Origin of the sequence: Sedimentibacter hydroxybenzoicus DSM 7310 (genome assembly GCF_013403245.1) — a bacterium.
Taxonomy (GTDB): domain Bacteria; phylum Bacillota; class Clostridia; order Tissierellales; family Sedimentibacteraceae; genus Sedimentibacter; species Sedimentibacter hydroxybenzoicus.
The window spans coordinates 1-19,612 of sequence record NZ_JACBNQ010000039.1; the positions used below are offsets into that span (position 1 = coordinate 1).

Genomic DNA, 19,612 nt, shown 5'->3' on the forward strand with positions numbered 1-19,612 from the left:
CTTTGCTTCTGTTTGCTCTTTTTTATTTTTCTTTCAATCTTTTTTTATAATTTTATTTGCTTTTGCGGAAACTCAAAGGTTTTAATATAATTGTAAAATTATAATTCAAATATATGATGCGGCTCAAATTCTGACAATCCAAATAATTTTATATTAGATTTACTGGAAATATGATATAATCATAACAAGAAGAGAAATAAAATTAATAAACAAAGTATTATTAAATAACATTTGTTGGGATGAAGCTTTATACTCACATGATATCAAGTGATAATTTTAGCAATTGTGAGTTATGTTATATTGTTCTATAATAAAATTTATTTATAAATTAGAATTTATGCGAAGGAGGATTTATGCATGGCGGTTTCCAAAATAAAAGCCACTTTTCAGAGGGATATTCAAAGGGTGTGGGAAACAGTTACTTCCCTTGAAAAATATGCGTGGCGTAGTGATTTAAGTAAAATTGAAATTCTTAATGATAAACAATTTATTGAATATACAAATGAAGGATATGCAACAACTTTTACAATTACTGTTAATGAGCCATATAAGCGCTGGGAGTTTGATTTGGAAAACGATAATATGAAAGGTCATTGGATAGGTGTATTTACTCAGAAAGGCGAACAAACAGAAATTGATTTTACGGAAAATGTCATTGCGAAAAAAATTTTTATTAAACCATTTGTTAAAGCATATTTAAAAAGACAACAGGCGCTGTATGTTTCAGATTTAAAGAAGGCTTTGCTGTGATAAATAATGAGAACTTGTCGTTGGTTAAAATTAGGGATATTTATATAAAAGGCAGGATGAATCAAGATGGATTATAATAATAAAGACTCACAGGATAGAAACCATAAAGCAGGTGATAAGAATATAGATATAAGTGAGAAAAAAGAGAAAGATTACACAGGTATCTTTCTTCCTGTTGGTATTGGATTAGGTGTTTCTCTTGGAATCATATTTGATAATTTAGCCATTGGTATTTCCCTTGGTGCTGCACTAGGCTTAGCTACTGGTGCAGTCGTTGGAACTATAAAAAAGAAGAAGTAGAAATAAGCCGTCTATAGAAGCGGAGGATGTCTTAATTTTTCAGGCTACTGCAATAATTTATTATTTCAGCAGCCTGATTGAGTTACTGGGAATCTTCTTCGGAAGCAACTGCATCGGGGGTAACCGGAACAAGGTCACTGTAGTCTTCAAAACAATAATACCATTGTAAGCATGCCATATCCGGGCTCGGAGGCATTGAGGCTCTTTCCAAAAGGCCTTCATATGTATATGGTGGTGGCACTATAACCGGCTGTCCGGGCATCCAGTTTGCAGGTGTGGAAACCATGTATCTGTCGGTTGTTTGAAGGGCATCAATCAATCTTAGCAGCTCATACATGTTTCTTCCGTTAGTGGCGGGGTATGCAAGTATGGAACGTATTCTTCGTGTGGGGTCTATTATGAACACATCTCTGACACTTTCCTCATATATCCTGTCGGGATTAACCATGCCGTACAATACTGAGACCTCAGCATCTCTGTCGGCTATCAAAGGAAAGGGTACTTCCATTCCGGTAAATTGCTGTATGTTGTACAACCATGCCAAATGTGCAGGGTTGCTGTCTATGCTTATGCCGAGAAGCTGCACATTCCTGCTTTCAAATTCAGGGGAAAGCTCTGTAAATGCAATAAATTCGGACGTACATACAGGTGTGAAATCTCCCGGATGTGAGAATAGCAATACCCATTTTCCGGTATATTGTGATAGTGTTATTACTCCTTGGGTTGTTATTGCAGTAAAGTCAGGGGCTATCCGCCCTATGGAGAGACATTCTCTGTTGTTCGATATCATATAAAATCCTCCTATATTTCTGATAACATTATATCATACCTGAGCTGAGTGCAGCGCAAGCTCGCTTGCATTGCCGAGGCGATGGTATGATATATGTATTATATAATATGAATATTGCATTTTATTGTGAAGAGAAGTAACAAAAAAGATTTTTACTAAAGATTACATAATATAAAAAGCTGCAGCGTGTTGCTGCAGCTTAATTTTTATTGATTTTTCTGTTTATTCTATTGGTTCTAAATGTGCCTGGAAATGTCTTAGTATAGGAGGTTCCCATATGATTTTGTAACCTCGTTTAATTTCATGAGCTCTTTCCTTAATAGCAATCAAAGCATCGGCAATAACGTCCAGGTGTGCCTGGGTGTATACTCTTCTCGGAATTGCCAGACGTGTAAACTCGAATTCTGATTTTAGCTGTTCGCCTGTATCAGGGTCGTTCCCAAGCATGTAAGAGCCTATATCACATGATCTTATGCCTGCTTCCTTATATAGTTCCAAAGCTAATGTTTGAGCCGGAAATTCATTGTACGGTATGTGTGGAAGCATTTTCTTTGCATCTATAAACAGTCCGTGACCGCCTACAGGTGCCTGATATGCAATTCCTGCTTCATCCAAGAGTCCTGCAAGGTATTCCATCTGACCAATACGATACTTCAGATAATCTTCCTCAAGAGCTTCGTTTAGACCTATTGCAAGCGCCTCTAAATCGCGTCCGTTTAATCCGCCGTAAGAGGTAAATCCTTCAAAACTGATACAGTTTGCTTTTACTTTCAAGATAGTATCTTCGAATTTCTTATCATCCTTTATACCTATCATACCACCCATATTAACGATTCCGTCTTTTTTGGATGACATTGAGAACATGTCTGCATAAGAAAACATTTCTCGAATTATTTCTCTTATAGATGTGTTTTCGTATCCTTCTTCGTCTCGTTTAATAAAGTATGCGTTTTCTGCGTATCTTGCAGCATCAATATCAAGAGGGATATTGTATTTCTTACAAACAGCAGCAACATCTTTCATGTTTTGCATTGATACAGGTTGTCCGCCTGCTGAATTGTTGGTTATCGTCATAACAATCAGACCAATATTTTCAGCGCCGTGCTCCTGAATTAATTCCTCTAATTTTACAACATCCATGTTTCCTTTAAACTTTGCGCGTTTTTCAGGGTTCTTTGCTTCTTCCACTACACAGTCTATGCAGCGCGCGCCTGCCAATTCAACGTGAGCGCGTGTAGTATCAAAAAACATGTTTGAAATAGCAAACTGTCCTTTGTGAAGAAATGTAGGGAATAAAACCTTTTCTGCAGCTCTACCTTGATGTACAGGTTGGATGTAGCTGTATTCAAATATCTCTTTTGCCGTTTCAAGAAGACGATAGTAGCTTTTTGCGCCTGCATAAGCTTCATCTCCGAGCATAATTCCTGCCCATTGCTCTGAGCTCATGGCATTTGTGCCGGAATCTGTCAGAAGGTCAATATATACATCCTCTCCTCTGAGATTGAATACGTTGTAGTGCGCATCCTTGATTTTTTGTTCTCTTTCTTCGCGAGTTGTCATTTTAATTGTTTCTACCATTTTAATTCTAAATGGTTCAGGAACATATTTAACTCTCATTTTTTTCCTCCTAAAAACACCCCGGTCTTCTTTCGAATAGCGGTCCGTGCGCATAATAATTATACAATAAGAAATACGTTTGCACAAGCTTTTTTACAATTCACATTAACAAATGCATTAACAAAAATAATAAACAAACCATACAATCAAATGTATTTATAACAATTTTTCAGATAAAGCAACAGCAGAAATTTTTAAAATTCTGCTGTTGCTTGTTATAAAAGTTATTTAGTTACCTAAGGTTTCCTTTACAACCCTTGGACTTATCCAGCGCATAAGATTAATTTTTGAGCCGGCTTTGTCGTTAGTTCCTGATTGTCTTGCACCTCCAAACGGCTGCTGTCCCACAACTGCGCCTGTTGGTCTATCGTTGACGTAGAAGTTTCCGGCCGCATTGACTAATTTTTCTTCGGCTGCATTTATTGCGTATCTGTCTTTTGCAAATATTGCACCGGTCAAGCCGTAATTTGTTGTACTGTCAACTAAATCAAGCGTTTCTTCAAATTTTTCATCATCATAAACATAAATTGTCAACACAGGTCCGAAGATTTCTTCTTTCATAGTTTTAAAATGTGGATTTTTTGTTAATATTATTGTAGGATCTACAAAATACCCTTTACTGTCATCGCAACTTCCACCAAATAAGATTTCCGCTTCATCAGAATTCTTTACATAATCAATATAATTTTTTATATTATTAAATGATTTTTGATCTATTACGGCACCCATAAATGTATCTATTTCTTCAACATCGCCTACTTTTATATCGGCGGCTTTTTTTATTATTATTTCTTTTATGCTTGGCCATATACTTCTTGCTACATATACGCGAGAAGCAGCAGAGCACTTTTGTCCCTGATATTCAAACGCTCCCTCAATAATTCCGCGTGAAGCAGAGTGTATATTGGCAGAATTGTGAACAACTATAAAATCTTTTCCTCCTGTTTCTCCAACTATTCTTGGAAAACTCCTATAATTTGATATATTATTACCGACTGCAGTCCACATATTATGGAATACTTTTGTTGAGCCTGTAAAATGTATTCCGCTTAAATGCTCGTTTTTTAATACAACATCGCTTATTTCATCCGCATTGCCGGGTACAAAATTAATTACTCCGTCAGGTAGTCCTGCTTCCTTAAGCAATTGATAGATTATATAGGCTGTGTAGACAGCAACCGAAGCCGGTTTCCAGACAACAACATTGCCTGTCATTGCCGGTGCACATGGCAAATTACCTGCTATTGCGGTAAAATTAAAGGGTGTAACCGCATATATAAAGCCTTCAAGAGGTCTATATTCTATCTTATTCCATATTTTATCCGGAGAAATTGGCTGCTCAGCATAAATCTGAGGTAAACAGGATGCATTATATCTGAAGAAATCGGCTAATTCACACGCTGAATCAATTTCTGCCTGCTTATATGTTTTGCTTTGAATAAGCATGGTTGCAGCATTGAACTTTGCTCTCCAGGGACCTGATAATAGTTCGGCAGCTCTTAAAAAAATTGCAACTCTTGATTGCCAATTCATTTTTTCCCACTCTTTTTTAGCTTTTAAAGCTTCTTCAACCGCCATCTCAACTTCTTTTTTTGAAGCCTTATGGAATTCTCCGATTACCATATTCTTATTGTGGGGGAGGATGCAGGATCCCTTATTTCCTGTTCGTATTTCTTTTCCTCCTATTATTACGGGAATATCTGCAAAGGATGTTTTCATAGCTTTTAACTCTTTTTCAAGCTCAATTCTTTCCGGACTGCCTTTTTCATATTTTAACACAGGTTCATTAACAAAATTGATTTTATTAATTACACTATTATTCATTAGTTATACTCCTTTATTATATATTATAAATTGTTAATTACATAACGTTTAGTTATGATTATAAACTTAACACATACTATAATATATCATTTTATCAATTTTGGCAACTGTATAAATACATATTATAAAAATACAAACTAAATGTAATTTAAAAACTTTTATTTTTGGCTAAATATTTATTTTTGAAACTAAAAATGGAATTATATATAAATATCGTTATATTTTTAAAAATATAACTCTATAGCTAGCAAAGAAAAATATGTCTTAAGTGTATAAAAAAGACGGCTATTGAAAATATTTTTTCAATAACCGTCTTAATATATTTTACCCTCCGCCTATTGGTGGAAATATAGACAAAGTATCACCATCTGCAGGCTCCTTATCCATTTTGGTACTTATACCATTTTTCAGAAGAATGGCAACGTCTTTTTCGTAAATGTTTAAATCTCTAATTATATCTCTAATTATTGTTCCTTCGGGATACTCTTTTTTTAATATTTTACCCCTGCCTATACGAAGTGTTGCAAAAAGCTTTATTGTAACCTTCATTTGCACTCCTGACTATTTATATTCTTTTATACCTAAGGATTCAAGCTTCTCATCAGTAGGAAGACCGTTTTCGGTCCATCCTCTCTCTTTATAATATAAAGGCAATGTTTCGCTCAATTTGCTTAACCAACCCTTTGAAGGACCACTTGATATGGGATCTTCAAGTAACCTCTTAGGTAAAGTGTCTTGAGAAGGATCTATTCCTGCTTTTAAATTAAATAATCTTTCTAAGTTCCATACTCTTTCACCGTGCTCAATAAAATCATTTCCGCTTAAAGTTGTTCCGCATACAGCATTATACAAATCAGCATAGTCGTCTGCTCCTAATGCAAAAGAAGTAAATAGGCAAAGTCCGACTGAGTCAATTGCTGCAGTAAAATCCTGAAATATTTTTGTCCATTCTGCCTTTCCTTCCGTAGCAAATCTATCTAGCGGCTGTGGAAGTCCTAATATTTCAGGTGAAATCATATAACCTCTTACGTGGCATCCACCTCTGTTGGAAGTAGCATAGTTTAATCCTATTCCTTGAATACCTCTTGGATCGTACGCAGGCATTTCTTGTTTTTTGACGCTCATAGAAAGTTCAGAAACACCAAAGTTTTCACATAACCTATAAGAGCCCTCCGCCATTAAAGCTCCGAGACCATTTCCTTCTCCCATTCTTTTAGTCCATTCAATTATAGCATCTGCATTACCCCAGACTAATTCAGGACCGCCATCTAAATCTTCTTTTTTGATATATCCCTTCTGGTATAGCTCCATTGCCGCTGCAATAGTTGTAGCGGCAGATATAGTATCTAATCCGTATTCATTGCACCAATAGTTCGCTTTTATTATAGCGCCTAAATCAGACACACCACAGTTTGATCCATAGCCCCAGATTGTTTCATATTCCGGTCCTGCGCCCTTAGCATAATCGGCTTCGCAGTATCTTCCGCAGCCTATTGGGCATCTGTAACATGGGTCTTTTTTCTTTAAGTATTTTTCTGCAAGAGTTTCGCCGCTTATTGCTTCAGCCAGATCAAAGTGAGATTCTTGGAAATTATTTGTTGGCAAGGCACCGTGTTCATTTATTATATTGACAAGTACGGCTGTTCCGTAAGCCGGTAATCCTTGACCGGTAACACCATTTTCTCTTATTTTAGTCATGCTGTTTGAAAAAGCACCTTTTAACTTGTCAGGCTCTTTTATATTTACTTTATTTGTTCCGCGGACAACAATAGCTTTAAAGTTTTTAGAACCTAAAACCGCACCGACTCCTGATCTGCCTGCAGCACGACCTCTTTCGTTCATAACACCCGATATCTTTGAAAGTTTTTCACCTGCAGGTCCGATGGTTGCAATTCTTGCTTTTTCTCCATGGATATTTTCCAATTTAGTAGTAGTTTCATCTACTAAATTACCCCATATACCGGATGCATCTTCAAGGGTTACAACATCATCAGCTATATTGAGATAAACAGGTTTTTCTGATTTCCCTTCGATTATTACGGCATCATATCCTGCAAGTTTTAGCTCAGCTCCCCAAAATCCTCCTGAGTTTGAAGATGCAACAGTACCTGTAAGAGGAGATTTTGTAATGACCATGTATCTGCCGCCTGTGGGAGTAGCTGTTCCGGATAGCGGACCTGTAGCAAATATAACTTTATTATCGATGCTTAATGGATCAATCTTAGGATCTACTTCATCAAATAAAATTTTAGTTCCTAAACCTCTTCCGCCGATGAACTTCACTCCATCTTCTAAATTAAGTGGTTCTTTACTTATCTTGCCATCGCTTAAATTGACCCTGAGTATAACTCCCTGATATCCAAAATAATTGTTCATATGTACCTCCTTTAATTTAATTTAGCTATATACATGCAAAATGCGTTCCAATTTATTTTATTAAATAGAACACTTGGTATTAGTCGAATAACTATGTTCATCAAAACAGCCTTGTTCCGATTTGGAACAAGGCTGTTGAGTTATGGTGTTCTGTTTTGAAACAGTGCACCTTTATGGAACGGCTATTTCGTATTCTTTCATCTTTCTATATAATGTATTTCTGCCGACAGCTAAAATATTTGCTGCTTGAGTTATGTTGTTGTTTGTGGTTTTCAATACGTTAATAATATGTTGCTTTTCTAAATCCTTTAAGCTGCATAAATTAATTGATGATAGTTGTGTCATAATATCATCAATATTATCGTAATTGTTAAATTTCAGATTACTAATATCGGGTAATTCCTCTGTATTTATCGCAAGTTCAATATAATTCTCCAGTTCTCTTATGTTGCCCGGCCAATCATATGAAGATAACTTTTCGATAGATTCATTTGAAAAAGGTACTTTTTCCTTGTCGAGCTTTTTGCTGATCTTGTCCATGAAATATTCTATAAGAAGGGTTATATCATTTTTTCTTTCTCTCAGGCTGGGCAGTCTAAGAGGCAGTACATTCAACCTATAGAATAAATCCTTTCTGAATGTTCCGTTTTCAACTTCCTGTATCAGATTTTTATTGGTGGCTGCAATTATACGAACATCAACAACATTTACTTTTGAACTGCCGATTCTGCTGATTGTACCCTCCTCAATAACTCTCAATAATCTTGTTTGTAAATCAAGGGGCATTTCTCCGATTTCATCAAGAAATACTGTTCCTCCGTCTGCTATTTCAAATTTTCCCGGATTTCCTTTTGCCTTAGCTCCCGTAAAGGATCCTTCCTCATAGCCAAAAAGTTCAGCTTCTATAAGGTTTATCGGTATTGCACCGCAGTTTATAGCAATAAAAGGAGCTAAAGCTCTATTAGAGCTATTGTGAATGGATTGTGCAAAGAGCTCTTTTCCCGTGCCGCTTTCGCCCATAATAAGTATATTAGACCGGCTGTTAGATATTTTTTTGGCATAATTAATTACATTAAGGAAATTTTTATCTTGCCCTACGATTTTATCAAATGTGTAAATGGCATAGCCATTGTTTATTTTGTCAACCATTTTTCTTTTCTTTTGCAGTTTCTTTTCGTTTGACAACTCAACTTTATAATAATTTGCTATAAGTTCATTTTCTATTGCTTTCGCCCCGGCTACCACCATGCCTAACGTGTGTGAGTGAACTGATTCACTATATCCTGTCAGATCGAGAACTCCGATTATGTTTCCATCCATATCTTTTATGGGGCATGCAGAACATGTCCATCTATGATAAACATTAATGAAATGTTCACTTCCGGAAACCTGTATTGGGCTCTTTTCTTCTAATGCAGTTCCCATAGCATTGGTTCCGATACTTTTTTCGTCCATATATGCACCGGGTATCATTTTAAAAGAAAAAGCCTCGGTAAGTATATCTTCATCACCTATAACGTTAAGTATACAGCCCTCTTTATCTGTAAGGATAGAAAAGAAATTAGAGCCTTTAACAAAATTATATATTTCATTCATAATCGGGGCAGAAGCAAGGATAAGCTCCCTGTTATCTTCCATTTTAAGAAAGAGCTCTTTTTCGTTAAGTATTTTATTTGAATATGTTTGATTATAGCTAATTTCATACTTTTTGCATCTTTCGTGAGAAAGGGAAATACTTTTTTTGCTCGGGCAAGTGTTCTTATCAGACATAAAAAACTCCTTCAACAAATACTTTTAAAAATTATACTATATTATAATGAAAAATAAAATACAATTATTTTTATATACTTGCTTTCAGATATTATTGAATATAAAACAAAAAAAAATTAAAAATAACTATTGAAATCTGAAAAAAGAGTGGTATAATAAAAACAAAGGTCAAAGAAAGTCAAAGTTAAAGTCAGATGAAAGGAAGTGAATAAATGTCAAATTTAAGTGATATTATAGAAGGCTTTATAAAAGAATTAATAGAGGCAAATAATTTTAGAGCTGTTGATATTCAACGTAATTTTTTAGCACAGCAATTTGACTGTTCGCCCTCACAGATTAATTACGTGCTTTCAACAAGATTCAATAATGACAGAGGATATATAGTTGAAAGCAGAAGAGGCGGCGGTGGCTATATAAGAATACTCAGAGTCCAGTCATCAATTGATGAACTGAAAGAAATACTTAATGAAAGCATAGGAGACAATATTACACTGAACAAAGCACTTGATGTATTAAAGGCATTGAAGGAAAGAGATGTAATAAATAACAGGGAGCTTAAAATTATGCAGAGCATACTAGGTGACAGGGCTTTAAACAACGTACCTTATGATGATAGAAACACGATAAGGGCTTCATTGTTAAAGGAAATGATATTGATATCGGTGGACGCTGATTAATAAGTATACAGGAGGGTAAAAAATGTTATGCAATGAATGCGGAAAAAATGAAGCAAGAGTTCATGTAACTCAAATTATAAACGGAAATAAAACGGAAAGCCATTTGTGTGAAGAATGTGCAAAGAAAAATCAATCCGTATTAAATTCTAATTTTTCTATGGAAAACTTGTTTTCGGCAATGCTTAACAATGCATATAATACTTCTGCTTATATTCCCACAATGACTTGTTCAAAGTGCGGTATGACGTATGAAGAATTCAGAAATACAGGTAAATTCGGATGTAACAACTGCATTGATACATTTAAACAGAGGATAATGCCTGTTGTAAAAAACATACAGGGTTATGAAGCACATATGGGCAAAATTCCTAAAAGAGCTGGCGGAAGCTACAGGATACAAAAAGATATAGAAAAGCTGAAAAGTGAATTAAAGTCTGCAATCGAAAAAGAAGAATATGAAAATGCAGCAAGAATAAGAGACAAAATTCGTGAGATGGAAGCTAATATTTAAGGGGTGAAATATTATGGATAATAGAGATATTGTTGTAACAAGCCGCATCAGATTAGCCAGAAACTTAAAAAATTATAAATTCCCTGTAAAAATTACGATTGAAGAAGCAGAAAAGGTTATTTCTGAAGTAAATAGTGCAATCAACAGAATAAATTTAAATTATGAATTAACATATATGAAAAACTTAAATAATATTGAAAAAAGCGCATTAGTGGAAAATCATCTGATAAGTCCCGCATTGGCTGAAAAAGAAAGAGCAGCATTTTTACTGAGTAAGGACAAAAAAGTTTCAATTATGTTAAATGAAGAAGATCATATCAGAATTCAAACTTTGAGTCCCGGTTTATCATTAAAGGAATGCTGGGATTTAAGCAATAAGATTGATGATGTAATAGAAGAATCAGTTGATTATGCATTTGATAATGAATTAGGTTATGTAACCTCATGCCCTACAAATATAGGAACCGGAATGCGTGCTTCTGTTATGGTTCATCTTCCGGCACTTTCTATTACAAATCAGATTGAAAAGCTGTTGTACGGAGTGTCCCAATTAGGTGTGGCAGTAAGGGGAGTATACGGAGAAGGAACCAAATCTATCGGGCATCTTTATCAAATTTCCAATCAGGGTTCCTTGGGAACGGGAGAGGAAACATTGATTGAAAAAATAACACAAATAGTTAATCAAATAATCGAAAAGGAAGTAAAATTAAGAGAGCATCTTAAAAAGAACAATTTTGATGAAATAGAGGATGAGGTTTACAGAGCTTACGGTCTTCTGACGAATGCAAGAAGAATGACTGTTGAAGAATCAATGAAGCTTTTATCCATACTAAAGCTTGGCAAGGAGATGGATATTGTTAAACTATCCAAGGAGATGGATATTTATCGTCTTATGACAATGATTCAGCCAAGTAATATTGCTTTGAAAACCGGGAACAATTTAAACCCGAAGGAAAGAGAAAAAAACAGAGCAGAAATATTAAGACGCGAATTATTACAATAACTTTAAAATTCAAATTAAGGAGATGAAATATATGATGAATGGATTAAATAAGTCAGCAAGGACAGCATTGGAATTAGCTCAAAAAGAAACAGCAAATTTTAAGCAGAACGTTCTCGGAACTGAACATATACTTATAGGGTTGATGCTTGAACAGGAAGGCATTGCAGGTAAAATTCTCAGAAACAAACTGGATGTTGACAGAATAAGAGAGATAATCAAAAATTCGATCGGTGAGGGAGATGAAATGCCCGAATATATTCAGGTCAGCCCCCGAAGCAAGTATATTATTGAGCTTGCTCGCCAGTATTCAGCACAAATGGGAGTTTCTTATGTTGGAACAGAGCATATATTGCTTGGGCTGATAGACGAGGGAGAAGGGATTGCTGCGCAGATAGTTAAATCGGTTGTAAGCTTAAAAGATTTAAAAAATGAGGTAGTTGAAGCAATAAAGCAAAACAGCGGAGGAGCTGCGGGAGGCAACGCTAATTTCAGCGGCAATGCAGAGCAGGCACAAAATAGCAGTACAAAAACAATTGACAAATACGGTACAGATTTAAACCAACGTGCAAGAGAAGGAAAGCTTGACCCAGTTATTGGAAGAGAAAATGTTATAGAGAGGGTTATACAAATATTGTCAAGAAGAACAAAAAATAATCCTTGCTTAATAGGGGAGCCCGGAGTAGGTAAGACCGCTATAGCCGAAGGATTAGCGCAGGAAATTGTAAATGGAAATGTACCTGAAACTCTAAAGGATAAAAGAGTTGTAACCCTTGATATGGCGGGAATGGTTGCAGGTGCTAAGTACAGGGGAGAATTTGAAGAAAGGCTAAAAAGTGCGGTAGAAGAAATAAAGGCAGCAGGAAATATTATTTTATTTATAGATGAGCTTCACACCATAATAGGAGCCGGTGCTGCAGAAGGAGCAATTGATGCTTCCAATATATTAAAACCTACATTGGCAAGAGGAGAAATGCAGATAGTCGGTGCTACAACTCTGGATGAATACAAAAAACATATAGAAAAGGATGCGGCGCTTGAAAGAAGATTCCAGCCGATTACCGTTGATGAGCCTACAGTTGAGGATACAATCAAAATATTGAAGGGCTTACGAGATAAATATGAAGCACACCACAAGGTTGCCATAACTGATGAGTCAATTGAGGCTGCAGCAAAGTTATCACACAGATATATATCCGACAGATTTCTGCCTGACAAAGCAATAGACTTAATTGATGAAGCCGCATCGAGAACAAGGTTAAAATCTTCGACTCAACCTAAAGAATTCAAGGAAATTGAAGATAGAATAACCGAATTAAACAATGAAAAGCAAGCGGCAATCAACAATCAGGATTACGAAAAGGCGGCATCCTTCAGAGATGAAGAAAAAAGATTGACTGATGAGCTTGATAAGCAAAAGAAATTATGGGCAGCACAAAATTCCAAGGATTCAAAAATCGGATACGAAGAAATAGCGGACGTTGTTTCTCAATGGACCGGTGTGCCGGTTAAGAAGCTTCAGGGTGATGAATCTGAAAGATTGCTAAATATGGAAGAAATACTCCACAAGAGAGTTATAGGTCAGGAACAGGCGGTTGAAGCTTTGTCAAAAGCCATCAGAAGATCGAGAGTCGGATTGAAGGATCCTAAAAAGCCTATCGGTTCATTTATATTCTTAGGACCAACAGGAGTAGGTAAGACAGAGTTATCTAAAGCGTTGGCAGAGTCGATGTTCGGCGATGAAAATGCAATAATACGTGTAGATATGTCTGAATTTATGGAAAAACATTCGGTTTCCAAGCTTATAGGTTCACCTCCGGGATACGTTGGATTTGACGAAGGAGGACAATTAACCGAAAAAATCAGAAGGAAGCCATATTCGGTTATATTGTTTGATGAAATAGAAAAAGCACATCCGGATGTATTCAACATATTGTTACAGCTGTTGGATGACGGCAGATTGACAGATGCAAAGGGAAGAACTGTTGATTTTAAAAATACCGTTATAATCATGACCTCAAATGTTGGAGCAAGTACGATTAAAAAACAAAAAACCCTTGGCTTTGCTGCAAATTCATCAAATGAAGAAAAAGATGAATACGAAAAAATGAAGGAAAATGTATTGGGTGAATTGAGAAGATCATTCCGTCCTGAGTTTTTAAACCGTATAGATGAAATAATTGTGTTCCACTCCTTGAACAAGGACCACATAAAGGAAATTGTATCATTGATGATTGATAATTTGTCAAAACGTCTTGAGCAGTTGAATGTAAAAATAGAATTAGACGACAAGGCAAAAGAGCTATTAGCAGATGAGGGATTCGACCCGATGTTCGGAGCAAGACCTCTGCAAAGAGAAATAAGAAGAAGAATCGAAGACAGATTGTCGGAAGAATTGTTAAAAGGTACAATCAAAAAATCCGACACAATAAAAATCAGCGCAGAAGATAAAGAATTAATTTTCAGCAATAAGTAAGCAGACGACCCAAATCTTTGATTTGGTGTCGGTCGCTTATCCTGAGCGGCAGTGAAGGATCTCGTATGACAAAAGATGAGATACTTCACTACGTTCAGAAGAGACCGCTTCAAGTTTTGTGTAAACACAAAAACTGACGTAATCTTTTAAGTAAATTTTCACAAGGGAAAAACCTATAAAAGAAAAAATTTCATCTAATTCATTGGTCGGATATGTCTTGCCTTCGTATTCGACGGTTCCTATTTCTTCGGTGAGCTTAATAGATTGCAGCTCTGAAATTATGCCCTCGGAACTGAAATTTGCTTCAACTTCAACCTTGTATACACCAGGATCCAATGGTAAGTCCTTAACTATATTGATATCAGGGTAATCTAAAGGAATACTCTCTCCCGCGTCGATAGGCAAAGGGTATTCGCTTTTAAGGAGCTCCCGGGTTTCCTTATCGGGAATGAAATAAATTCTACCGGTCTTTCCGTAAAATCCGTCTGTGATAATTTCTCCCGTATATCTGACGGGCTCCGGCACGTTGTCTTCTTCCTCTATGGACTCACTTATTGGTTCTTCTATCTCCGGTTCAACCGTTTTTGCAGGCTTCGAACATGAGGTTAATAATAAAATCATTGCGAATAATAACAGTTTTTTCATATTTCCCAAATCCCCTTTCATGCAATATTATTAGACGAAAAATCTATTTATTTGTTCCGTAAATTCAAATATGCTATAATCATTATAATATATAAAACAAAGGCAGTAAACTAATTGGAGGTAACATGAAGGAGAAAATTTTATTAAAAAAAGGAAATATTATAGATGAAAACGGAAAAGTAACAGAAAATATAAATGTATATATTTCAGGCGGTAAAATTCACAAGATTACAAATGAAATTTTAAATGAACTCATGGGAAGATATGAAGAAGTTGATTGTACCGGCAACTACATTACTCCCGGCTTTATAAATTTGCATACCCATTCTCCTATGAACATAATGAAGGGAATTGCGGAAGATATATCGATCGATAATTGGTTTAACGAAAAGATATTTCCATATGAAAGCAAGCTTACAGATGAAGATATTTATTGGGGAGCCATGGTTGCTTCTGCCGAAATGGTCAATAACGGCGTCACAGCTTTTGCAGATCATTATTTTGCGCAGAAATCGGTATATAAAGCTGTGGAGGATATGGGTATAAGGGCAGACATAGCTCCTACAATATTCGGATTGGCTGTGGATTACCGAAATCAGTTAAATGATGCGATAAACTTTATAGAGAAGTATCAGGGCAAAAACAGCAGAGTTAATTTGCGTTTGGGGCCCCATGCTCCTTACACATGCCCCGGGGATAAGCTTACAGAAATAATAGATGTTGCTAAAAAGCTTAAAGCCGGTATACACATACACGTGTCGGAAACTGAGGAGCAGGTTATTGACAGCATTAAAGATACGGGCAAAACACCTGTGGAGGTTCTTTACGAAAGCGGTGGCTTCGATGTTGATGTTATAATTGCTCACGGTCTGTGGACGAAAAAAGAAGATTTGAAATTCATTAACGATAAAGCATTTTTTGCATTCAGCCCTAAAACATATATGAAGCTGAGTATGGGTGAAGGTAGTATATACAATTTAAAAGATGATATTAATTTTTCCTTTGGTACTGACGGCGCCGCAAGCTCAAACACATTGAGCCCGCTGGAACAGGCAAGGCTGTTTGCTCTCAATGGTAAATTCATAAGTAACAGCGCAACTGATTTTAAAACCATAGATATATGGAAAGCTTTAATGAACGGTCACAATGCACTGAAATTTAACACCGGAAAAATTCAAGAGGGCTATAACGCTGATTTGTTGATATGGGATTTAAATAAATTAAATACATTTCCTGTCTATGATCCTCTTACTTCGATTATTTACAGCTCGAATCCGGATAACATCAAGTGCACCATGGTAGAAGGAGAATTTTTAAAATTTGACGGTAAATTAAAAGCAGATACAGATCATATATTAAAGCAAGTAAAGAAGATTCAAGATAATATATTGAAAAGGGGAAAGGGAGAAAGTAAAGTACAATATTAAAACAGGTCAGAAAAGGGACGGTTCAAAAAAGGACCGTCCCTTTTCTGACCTGTTTTTGCATTTTTGATTATTCAACAATTGATTTGCTGACGCATATAATGTTACAGGAAAAGAAAGGAGAAAAAATATGATTATTCACGTAGTTCAACCGGGCGAAAATATTTTTTCCATTGCCGCACAGTATAATATTTCGCCGCAAAAAATCATTTCAGATAACGAGTTAGCAAATCCAAATGTTTTAGTGCCGGGTCAAACGTTGGTTATACTGACTCCGGAGCAGGTTTATACCGTTAATCCCGGAGATACCCTTGAAAGCATTGCAAGACAGTTTAACACTACCGTAGTAGAATTATTGCAATACAATCCATCCATCACTCATGCTGATGCAATTTTTCCGGGGGATCAAATTACCATAGCTCCAAGCTCGGAAAAAAGAGGAACAATTTATACGGTCGGCTATGCATATCCGCATATAGACAGAACAGTTTTAATGAAGACATTACCATATTTAACTTATTTGACGTTGTTCACTTACGGTATAACTCCTGAGGGAGACCTTATAGAAATTGACGACGAAGAATTAATAAGGATAGCAAGAGATTATGGTGTAGCTCCATTGATGCTTATTTCTACTTTAACAGAAGAAGGAACTTTCAGTAATGAACTGGCACACCAGATATTAAGTGATCCTGAAGCTACGAACAGATTAATTGATAATGTTGTTAACGCTATGAGAGAAAAAGGTTATGAAGGGCTTGATATAGATTTTGAATATGTCTTACCCGAAGACAGGGAAAACTTTATTAATTTCGTAAGAAATATGACAAACAGGTTAAATGAGGAAGGGTATACTGTATTAACCGCATTGGCTCCAAAAGTTTCAGCAGATCAGCCGGGACTTTTATATGAGGCCCATGATTATCCGGCTCTCGGTGATGCCTCAAACAGAGTTTTATTAATGACCTATGAATGGGGTTACACATACGGACCTGCAATGGCTGTTGCACCTGTAAACAGAGTGAGAGAAGTTTTGGATTATGCGGTAACGGAAATACCTAGAGAAAAAATTTACATGGGCATTCCAAACTATGGTTATGACTTTACCCTGCCTTATGTTCAAGGAGTTTCAAGAGCAAATTCCTTATCCAACGTTCAGGCGGTGGAGCTTGCTGCTGAAGTAGGCGCAAATATACAATATGATGAGGAAGCGCAGTCGCCTTACTTCATATATTTTGATGACCAAGGTAGACAGCATGAAGTTTGGTTTGAGGATGCAAGAAGTATATTAGCAAAATTAGATTTATTTTCCGAATACGGATTTGAAGGAGTAGGATATTGGAATGTAATGAGGTATTTCCCGCAAAATTGGCTCGTTACCAGTTCGTTGTACGATATTGCTAAGGTATTGTAATTTAGTGCTTGCCACAAAATTGTAATTATACGAAATAATTAGCATATATTTAGATAACGGGTATATTTTGTAGGAGGTTATACATGAACAATAAAAATTATAGAGTGATGAAATTTTTTGAACAGGTAAACAAACCTAATAAGGCAAGGGGTTATGTTCGTCTTGATATAAGAGGCATGAGAGGCAATATAATTGTTTCGGCAGAGGGCTTGGGGGATGCTAAATCTTCAAGTGAAGTTTATTTGTATAAGGATAAAACAAATAAACTAAAATTAGGAGATATTAACAATAAAAAAGGTATGATTAAAAAAAGCTTAACCTTTGGCAGTGACAGTTCTGTTGAGGATTATAATACCTGCGCCGTCGTACAGGACAAAAAAATAGTGCTTTATACCAACTTGTTTAACTCTGTTGCCTTGGAGCAAATAAAAAAATTGGAGTACTCCGACGAAGACGATGCAGTCCTGATTGAAGCAGAAGATAAGACGTTACAGGAGTTGGTTGAAAAGGCTGAGCCAAAATCTGAAAATGAAGAGCTGGCTGAAAAAAAAGAAAGAGAAGAAGACGCACAATCAGAGGATACTAAAGAAGAAAAATCAGCGAAAACAGAGCCGATTGAAGAAAAAGCAGAAAAAGCAGAAAAAGCAGAAAAAACAGAAGCTGTTGAAGAAAAGGCAGAAAAAACAGGGGCGATTGAAGAAAAGTCAATAGAGCAAGTGACTAAGGACATTAATGACAACAGAGTTAGAAAGGAATCGGTCTCGTCTGCGGTTAATTTGGATGCTGAACCGAATGTTGAAACTCAGGCACGTAAGTATAAAAATAAATTTGAAGAAAGCCTATATAATGCTTTGAAGGAGTATAAAAAAATTGAACCTTTATCAGTTCAAATAAAAGATTTTAACTGGTGGTACATACCATATGATGAAACCGGTATAAAAAATGGATTTTTGCCTTACTACAACCAAATAATCAGCTCGTATTATCCATATCCTGTTTCTAATCGTGTGACCACATGCAGCGGTCTTATGAAAAAATACGGACATTACATTTTTGGTATTTTTAAGGAAAAGGGTGAAATTGTTAAGTTCGTGTACGGGGTACCGGGAGAATTTACAAAGGAAGAACAGCCATACAAGGGTATTACAGGTTTTAAGAATTGGTCTTACAGCAATAAAGAGGACAAATCGGATTATGGTTATTGGTTGGCATTCGTAAATCCAAGAACAGGCGAAACTACTGAACCGCCTGAAATAGTATTGTCATAGCAGCTTAAATAGTACTGTACAAATAATATTTTATTTGATATAATAAGCAAGAACTATTTAAAAAGGAGTTAAAAAAACAAATGCCCTCAATAAGTACCAATATGCATTTTGGTAAATTATTCATAGAAAATTCGAAAATAGAAATTGATGTTCCAAGTTTTGTCATTGGCATTGCTTCTCCTGAAACTATAGACGAGGATGATTTCGAGGACCTGCACACCCTTGATGAGGATGGCAATATTGATGTAAGAGAATTTTATGAGCAGTTTAATTTTAACGAACTCAGTTTAAAACAAAAATCCTTTATATTAGGATACTATTGTCATGTATGGTTTGACGAATACTATAAATTTAATGCAAGCAAGCTTAAAATTCGCAACAATGTGGATTTAACAGATGCAGAGCTTGGCAAAGCAGTTAAATCAATACTTAAATTTTATGATAACAAGGAAATTAATAACTTCTTCGAAAAATACAAAAATGAAATAAATTCATTCGAATTAGATTTAAATTTAACCGAAATAGAAGGTATAAGCATAAAAAAATCAAAAGAAAAAATAATGGAATTCTTTAAAGATTCGATACCGGATGTAGTATATTCAAACTTGATTGATGAACATGAATATATGAATCTTATAAAGAACGGATGCAGCAAAATAATGAGGTCACTTTAAAAACTCCTGTTACAGGAGTTTCAGACTGCTGACAAAGTCAGCAGCAAGTAACAAAAATTACGAAAACTTAACAGAGAAACAGTTGGAAAACCAACA

17 protein-coding genes are annotated in these 19,612 nt (G+C 35.8%); 10 read left to right on the forward strand and 7 right to left on the reverse strand.

Annotation, left to right across the window (positions count from 1 at the left end; genetic code table 11):
- The first annotated feature begins 357 nt into the window (after nucleotides 1–357).
- Nucleotides 358–750, forward strand: coding sequence for an SRPBCC family protein (locus tag HZF24_RS18020; protein ID WP_179239768.1), 393 nt, complete (start codon nucleotides 358–360; stop codon nucleotides 748–750).
- 66 nt (nucleotides 751–816) lie between these two features.
- Nucleotides 817–1,050, forward strand: coding sequence for a glycine zipper family protein (locus tag HZF24_RS18025; protein WP_179239767.1), 234 nt, complete (start codon nucleotides 817–819; stop codon nucleotides 1,048–1,050).
- A gap of 82 nt (nucleotides 1,051–1,132) precedes the next feature.
- Here HZF24_RS18025 and HZF24_RS18030 read toward each other — a convergent pair whose 3' ends face one another.
- The 6 genes from HZF24_RS18030 to HZF24_RS18055 form a co-directional block, all read right to left on the reverse strand.
- Nucleotides 1,133–1,840 carry a peroxiredoxin gene (locus HZF24_RS18030; RefSeq protein WP_179239769.1) on the reverse strand — a complete coding sequence of 236 codons (708 nt, stop codon included), beginning with the start codon at nucleotides 1,838–1,840 and terminating at the stop codon, nucleotides 1,133–1,135.
- Nucleotides 1,841–2,062: 222 nt separating this feature from the next.
- On the reverse strand, nucleotides 2,063–3,457 hold the full coding sequence (locus HZF24_RS18035) for a tryptophanase (protein WP_179239770.1): 1,395 nt from the start codon (nucleotides 3,455–3,457) through the stop codon (nucleotides 2,063–2,065).
- A gap of 228 nt (nucleotides 3,458–3,685) precedes the next feature.
- A complete protein-coding gene (gene pruA / locus HZF24_RS18040) occupies nucleotides 3,686–5,281 on the reverse strand; it encodes an L-glutamate gamma-semialdehyde dehydrogenase (RefSeq protein WP_179239771.1) in 1,596 nt (531 codons plus the stop codon).
- Nucleotides 5,282–5,605: 324 nt separating this feature from the next.
- Entirely contained in the window at nucleotides 5,606–5,830 is a 225-nt protein-coding gene (locus HZF24_RS18045) for a MoaD/ThiS family protein (protein WP_179239772.1), read from the reverse strand.
- 12 nt (nucleotides 5,831–5,842) lie between these two features.
- Nucleotides 5,843–7,657: an aldehyde ferredoxin oxidoreductase family protein gene (locus HZF24_RS18050; RefSeq protein ID WP_179239773.1), complete on the reverse strand. Its 1,815-nt coding sequence runs from the start codon at nucleotides 7,655–7,657 to the stop codon at nucleotides 5,843–5,845.
- Nucleotides 7,658–7,828: 171 nt separating this feature from the next.
- Nucleotides 7,829–9,427 (reverse strand): sigma-54-dependent Fis family transcriptional regulator, encoded by a 1,599-nt coding sequence (locus HZF24_RS18055; protein ID WP_179239774.1) that lies wholly within the window; start codon nucleotides 9,425–9,427, stop codon nucleotides 7,829–7,831.
- A 212-nt stretch (nucleotides 9,428–9,639) separates the two neighbouring features.
- Between HZF24_RS18055 and HZF24_RS18060 the strand changes: the two genes are divergently transcribed.
- The 4 genes from HZF24_RS18060 to HZF24_RS18075 are packed head-to-tail and all read left to right on the forward strand — an operon-like array spanning nucleotide 9,640 to nucleotide 14,091.
- On the forward strand, nucleotides 9,640–10,104 hold the full coding sequence (locus HZF24_RS18060) for a CtsR family transcriptional regulator (RefSeq protein WP_179239775.1): 465 nt from the start codon (nucleotides 9,640–9,642) through the stop codon (nucleotides 10,102–10,104).
- Nucleotides 10,105–10,126: 22 nt separating this feature from the next.
- Nucleotides 10,127–10,615: a UvrB/UvrC motif-containing protein gene (locus HZF24_RS18065; protein WP_179239776.1), complete on the forward strand. Its 489-nt coding sequence runs from the start codon at nucleotides 10,127–10,129 to the stop codon at nucleotides 10,613–10,615.
- A 13-nt stretch (nucleotides 10,616–10,628) separates the two neighbouring features.
- Nucleotides 10,629–11,618 carry a protein arginine kinase gene (locus tag HZF24_RS18070; protein WP_179239777.1) on the forward strand — a complete coding sequence of 330 codons (990 nt, stop codon included), beginning with the start codon at nucleotides 10,629–10,631 and terminating at the stop codon, nucleotides 11,616–11,618.
- A gap of 31 nt (nucleotides 11,619–11,649) precedes the next feature.
- Nucleotides 11,650–14,091, forward strand: a complete 2,442-nt coding sequence (locus HZF24_RS18075; RefSeq protein WP_179239778.1) for an ATP-dependent Clp protease ATP-binding subunit — start codon at nucleotides 11,650–11,652, stop codon at nucleotides 14,089–14,091.
- Between the two features lie 36 nt (nucleotides 14,092–14,127).
- Here HZF24_RS18075 and HZF24_RS18080 read toward each other — a convergent pair whose 3' ends face one another.
- Entirely contained in the window at nucleotides 14,128–14,736 is a 609-nt protein-coding gene (locus HZF24_RS18080) for a hypothetical protein (protein ID WP_179239779.1), read from the reverse strand.
- Between the two features lie 125 nt (nucleotides 14,737–14,861).
- On the opposite strand from HZF24_RS18080, the gene HZF24_RS18085 reads away from it, so the two are divergent.
- The 4 genes from HZF24_RS18085 to HZF24_RS18100 all read left to right on the forward strand — a co-directional run bounded on the left by HZF24_RS18085 (nucleotide 14,862) and on the right by HZF24_RS18100 (nucleotide 19,516).
- Nucleotides 14,862–16,163, forward strand: coding sequence for an amidohydrolase family protein (locus HZF24_RS18085; protein WP_179239780.1), 1,302 nt, complete (start codon nucleotides 14,862–14,864; stop codon nucleotides 16,161–16,163).
- Between the two features lie 127 nt (nucleotides 16,164–16,290).
- Complete coding sequence (locus HZF24_RS18090; protein ID WP_179239781.1) at nucleotides 16,291–17,574, forward strand: glycosyl hydrolase family 18 protein; 1,284 nt, start codon at nucleotides 16,291–16,293, stop codon at nucleotides 17,572–17,574.
- An 83-nt stretch (nucleotides 17,575–17,657) separates the two neighbouring features.
- Complete coding sequence (locus tag HZF24_RS18095) at nucleotides 17,658–18,842, forward strand: hypothetical protein (RefSeq protein WP_179239782.1); 1,185 nt, start codon at nucleotides 17,658–17,660, stop codon at nucleotides 18,840–18,842.
- 101 nt (nucleotides 18,843–18,943) lie between these two features.
- Complete coding sequence (locus HZF24_RS18100) at nucleotides 18,944–19,516, forward strand: hypothetical protein (RefSeq protein ID WP_179239783.1); 573 nt, start codon at nucleotides 18,944–18,946, stop codon at nucleotides 19,514–19,516.
- Nucleotides 19,517–19,612 lie beyond the last annotated feature (96 nt).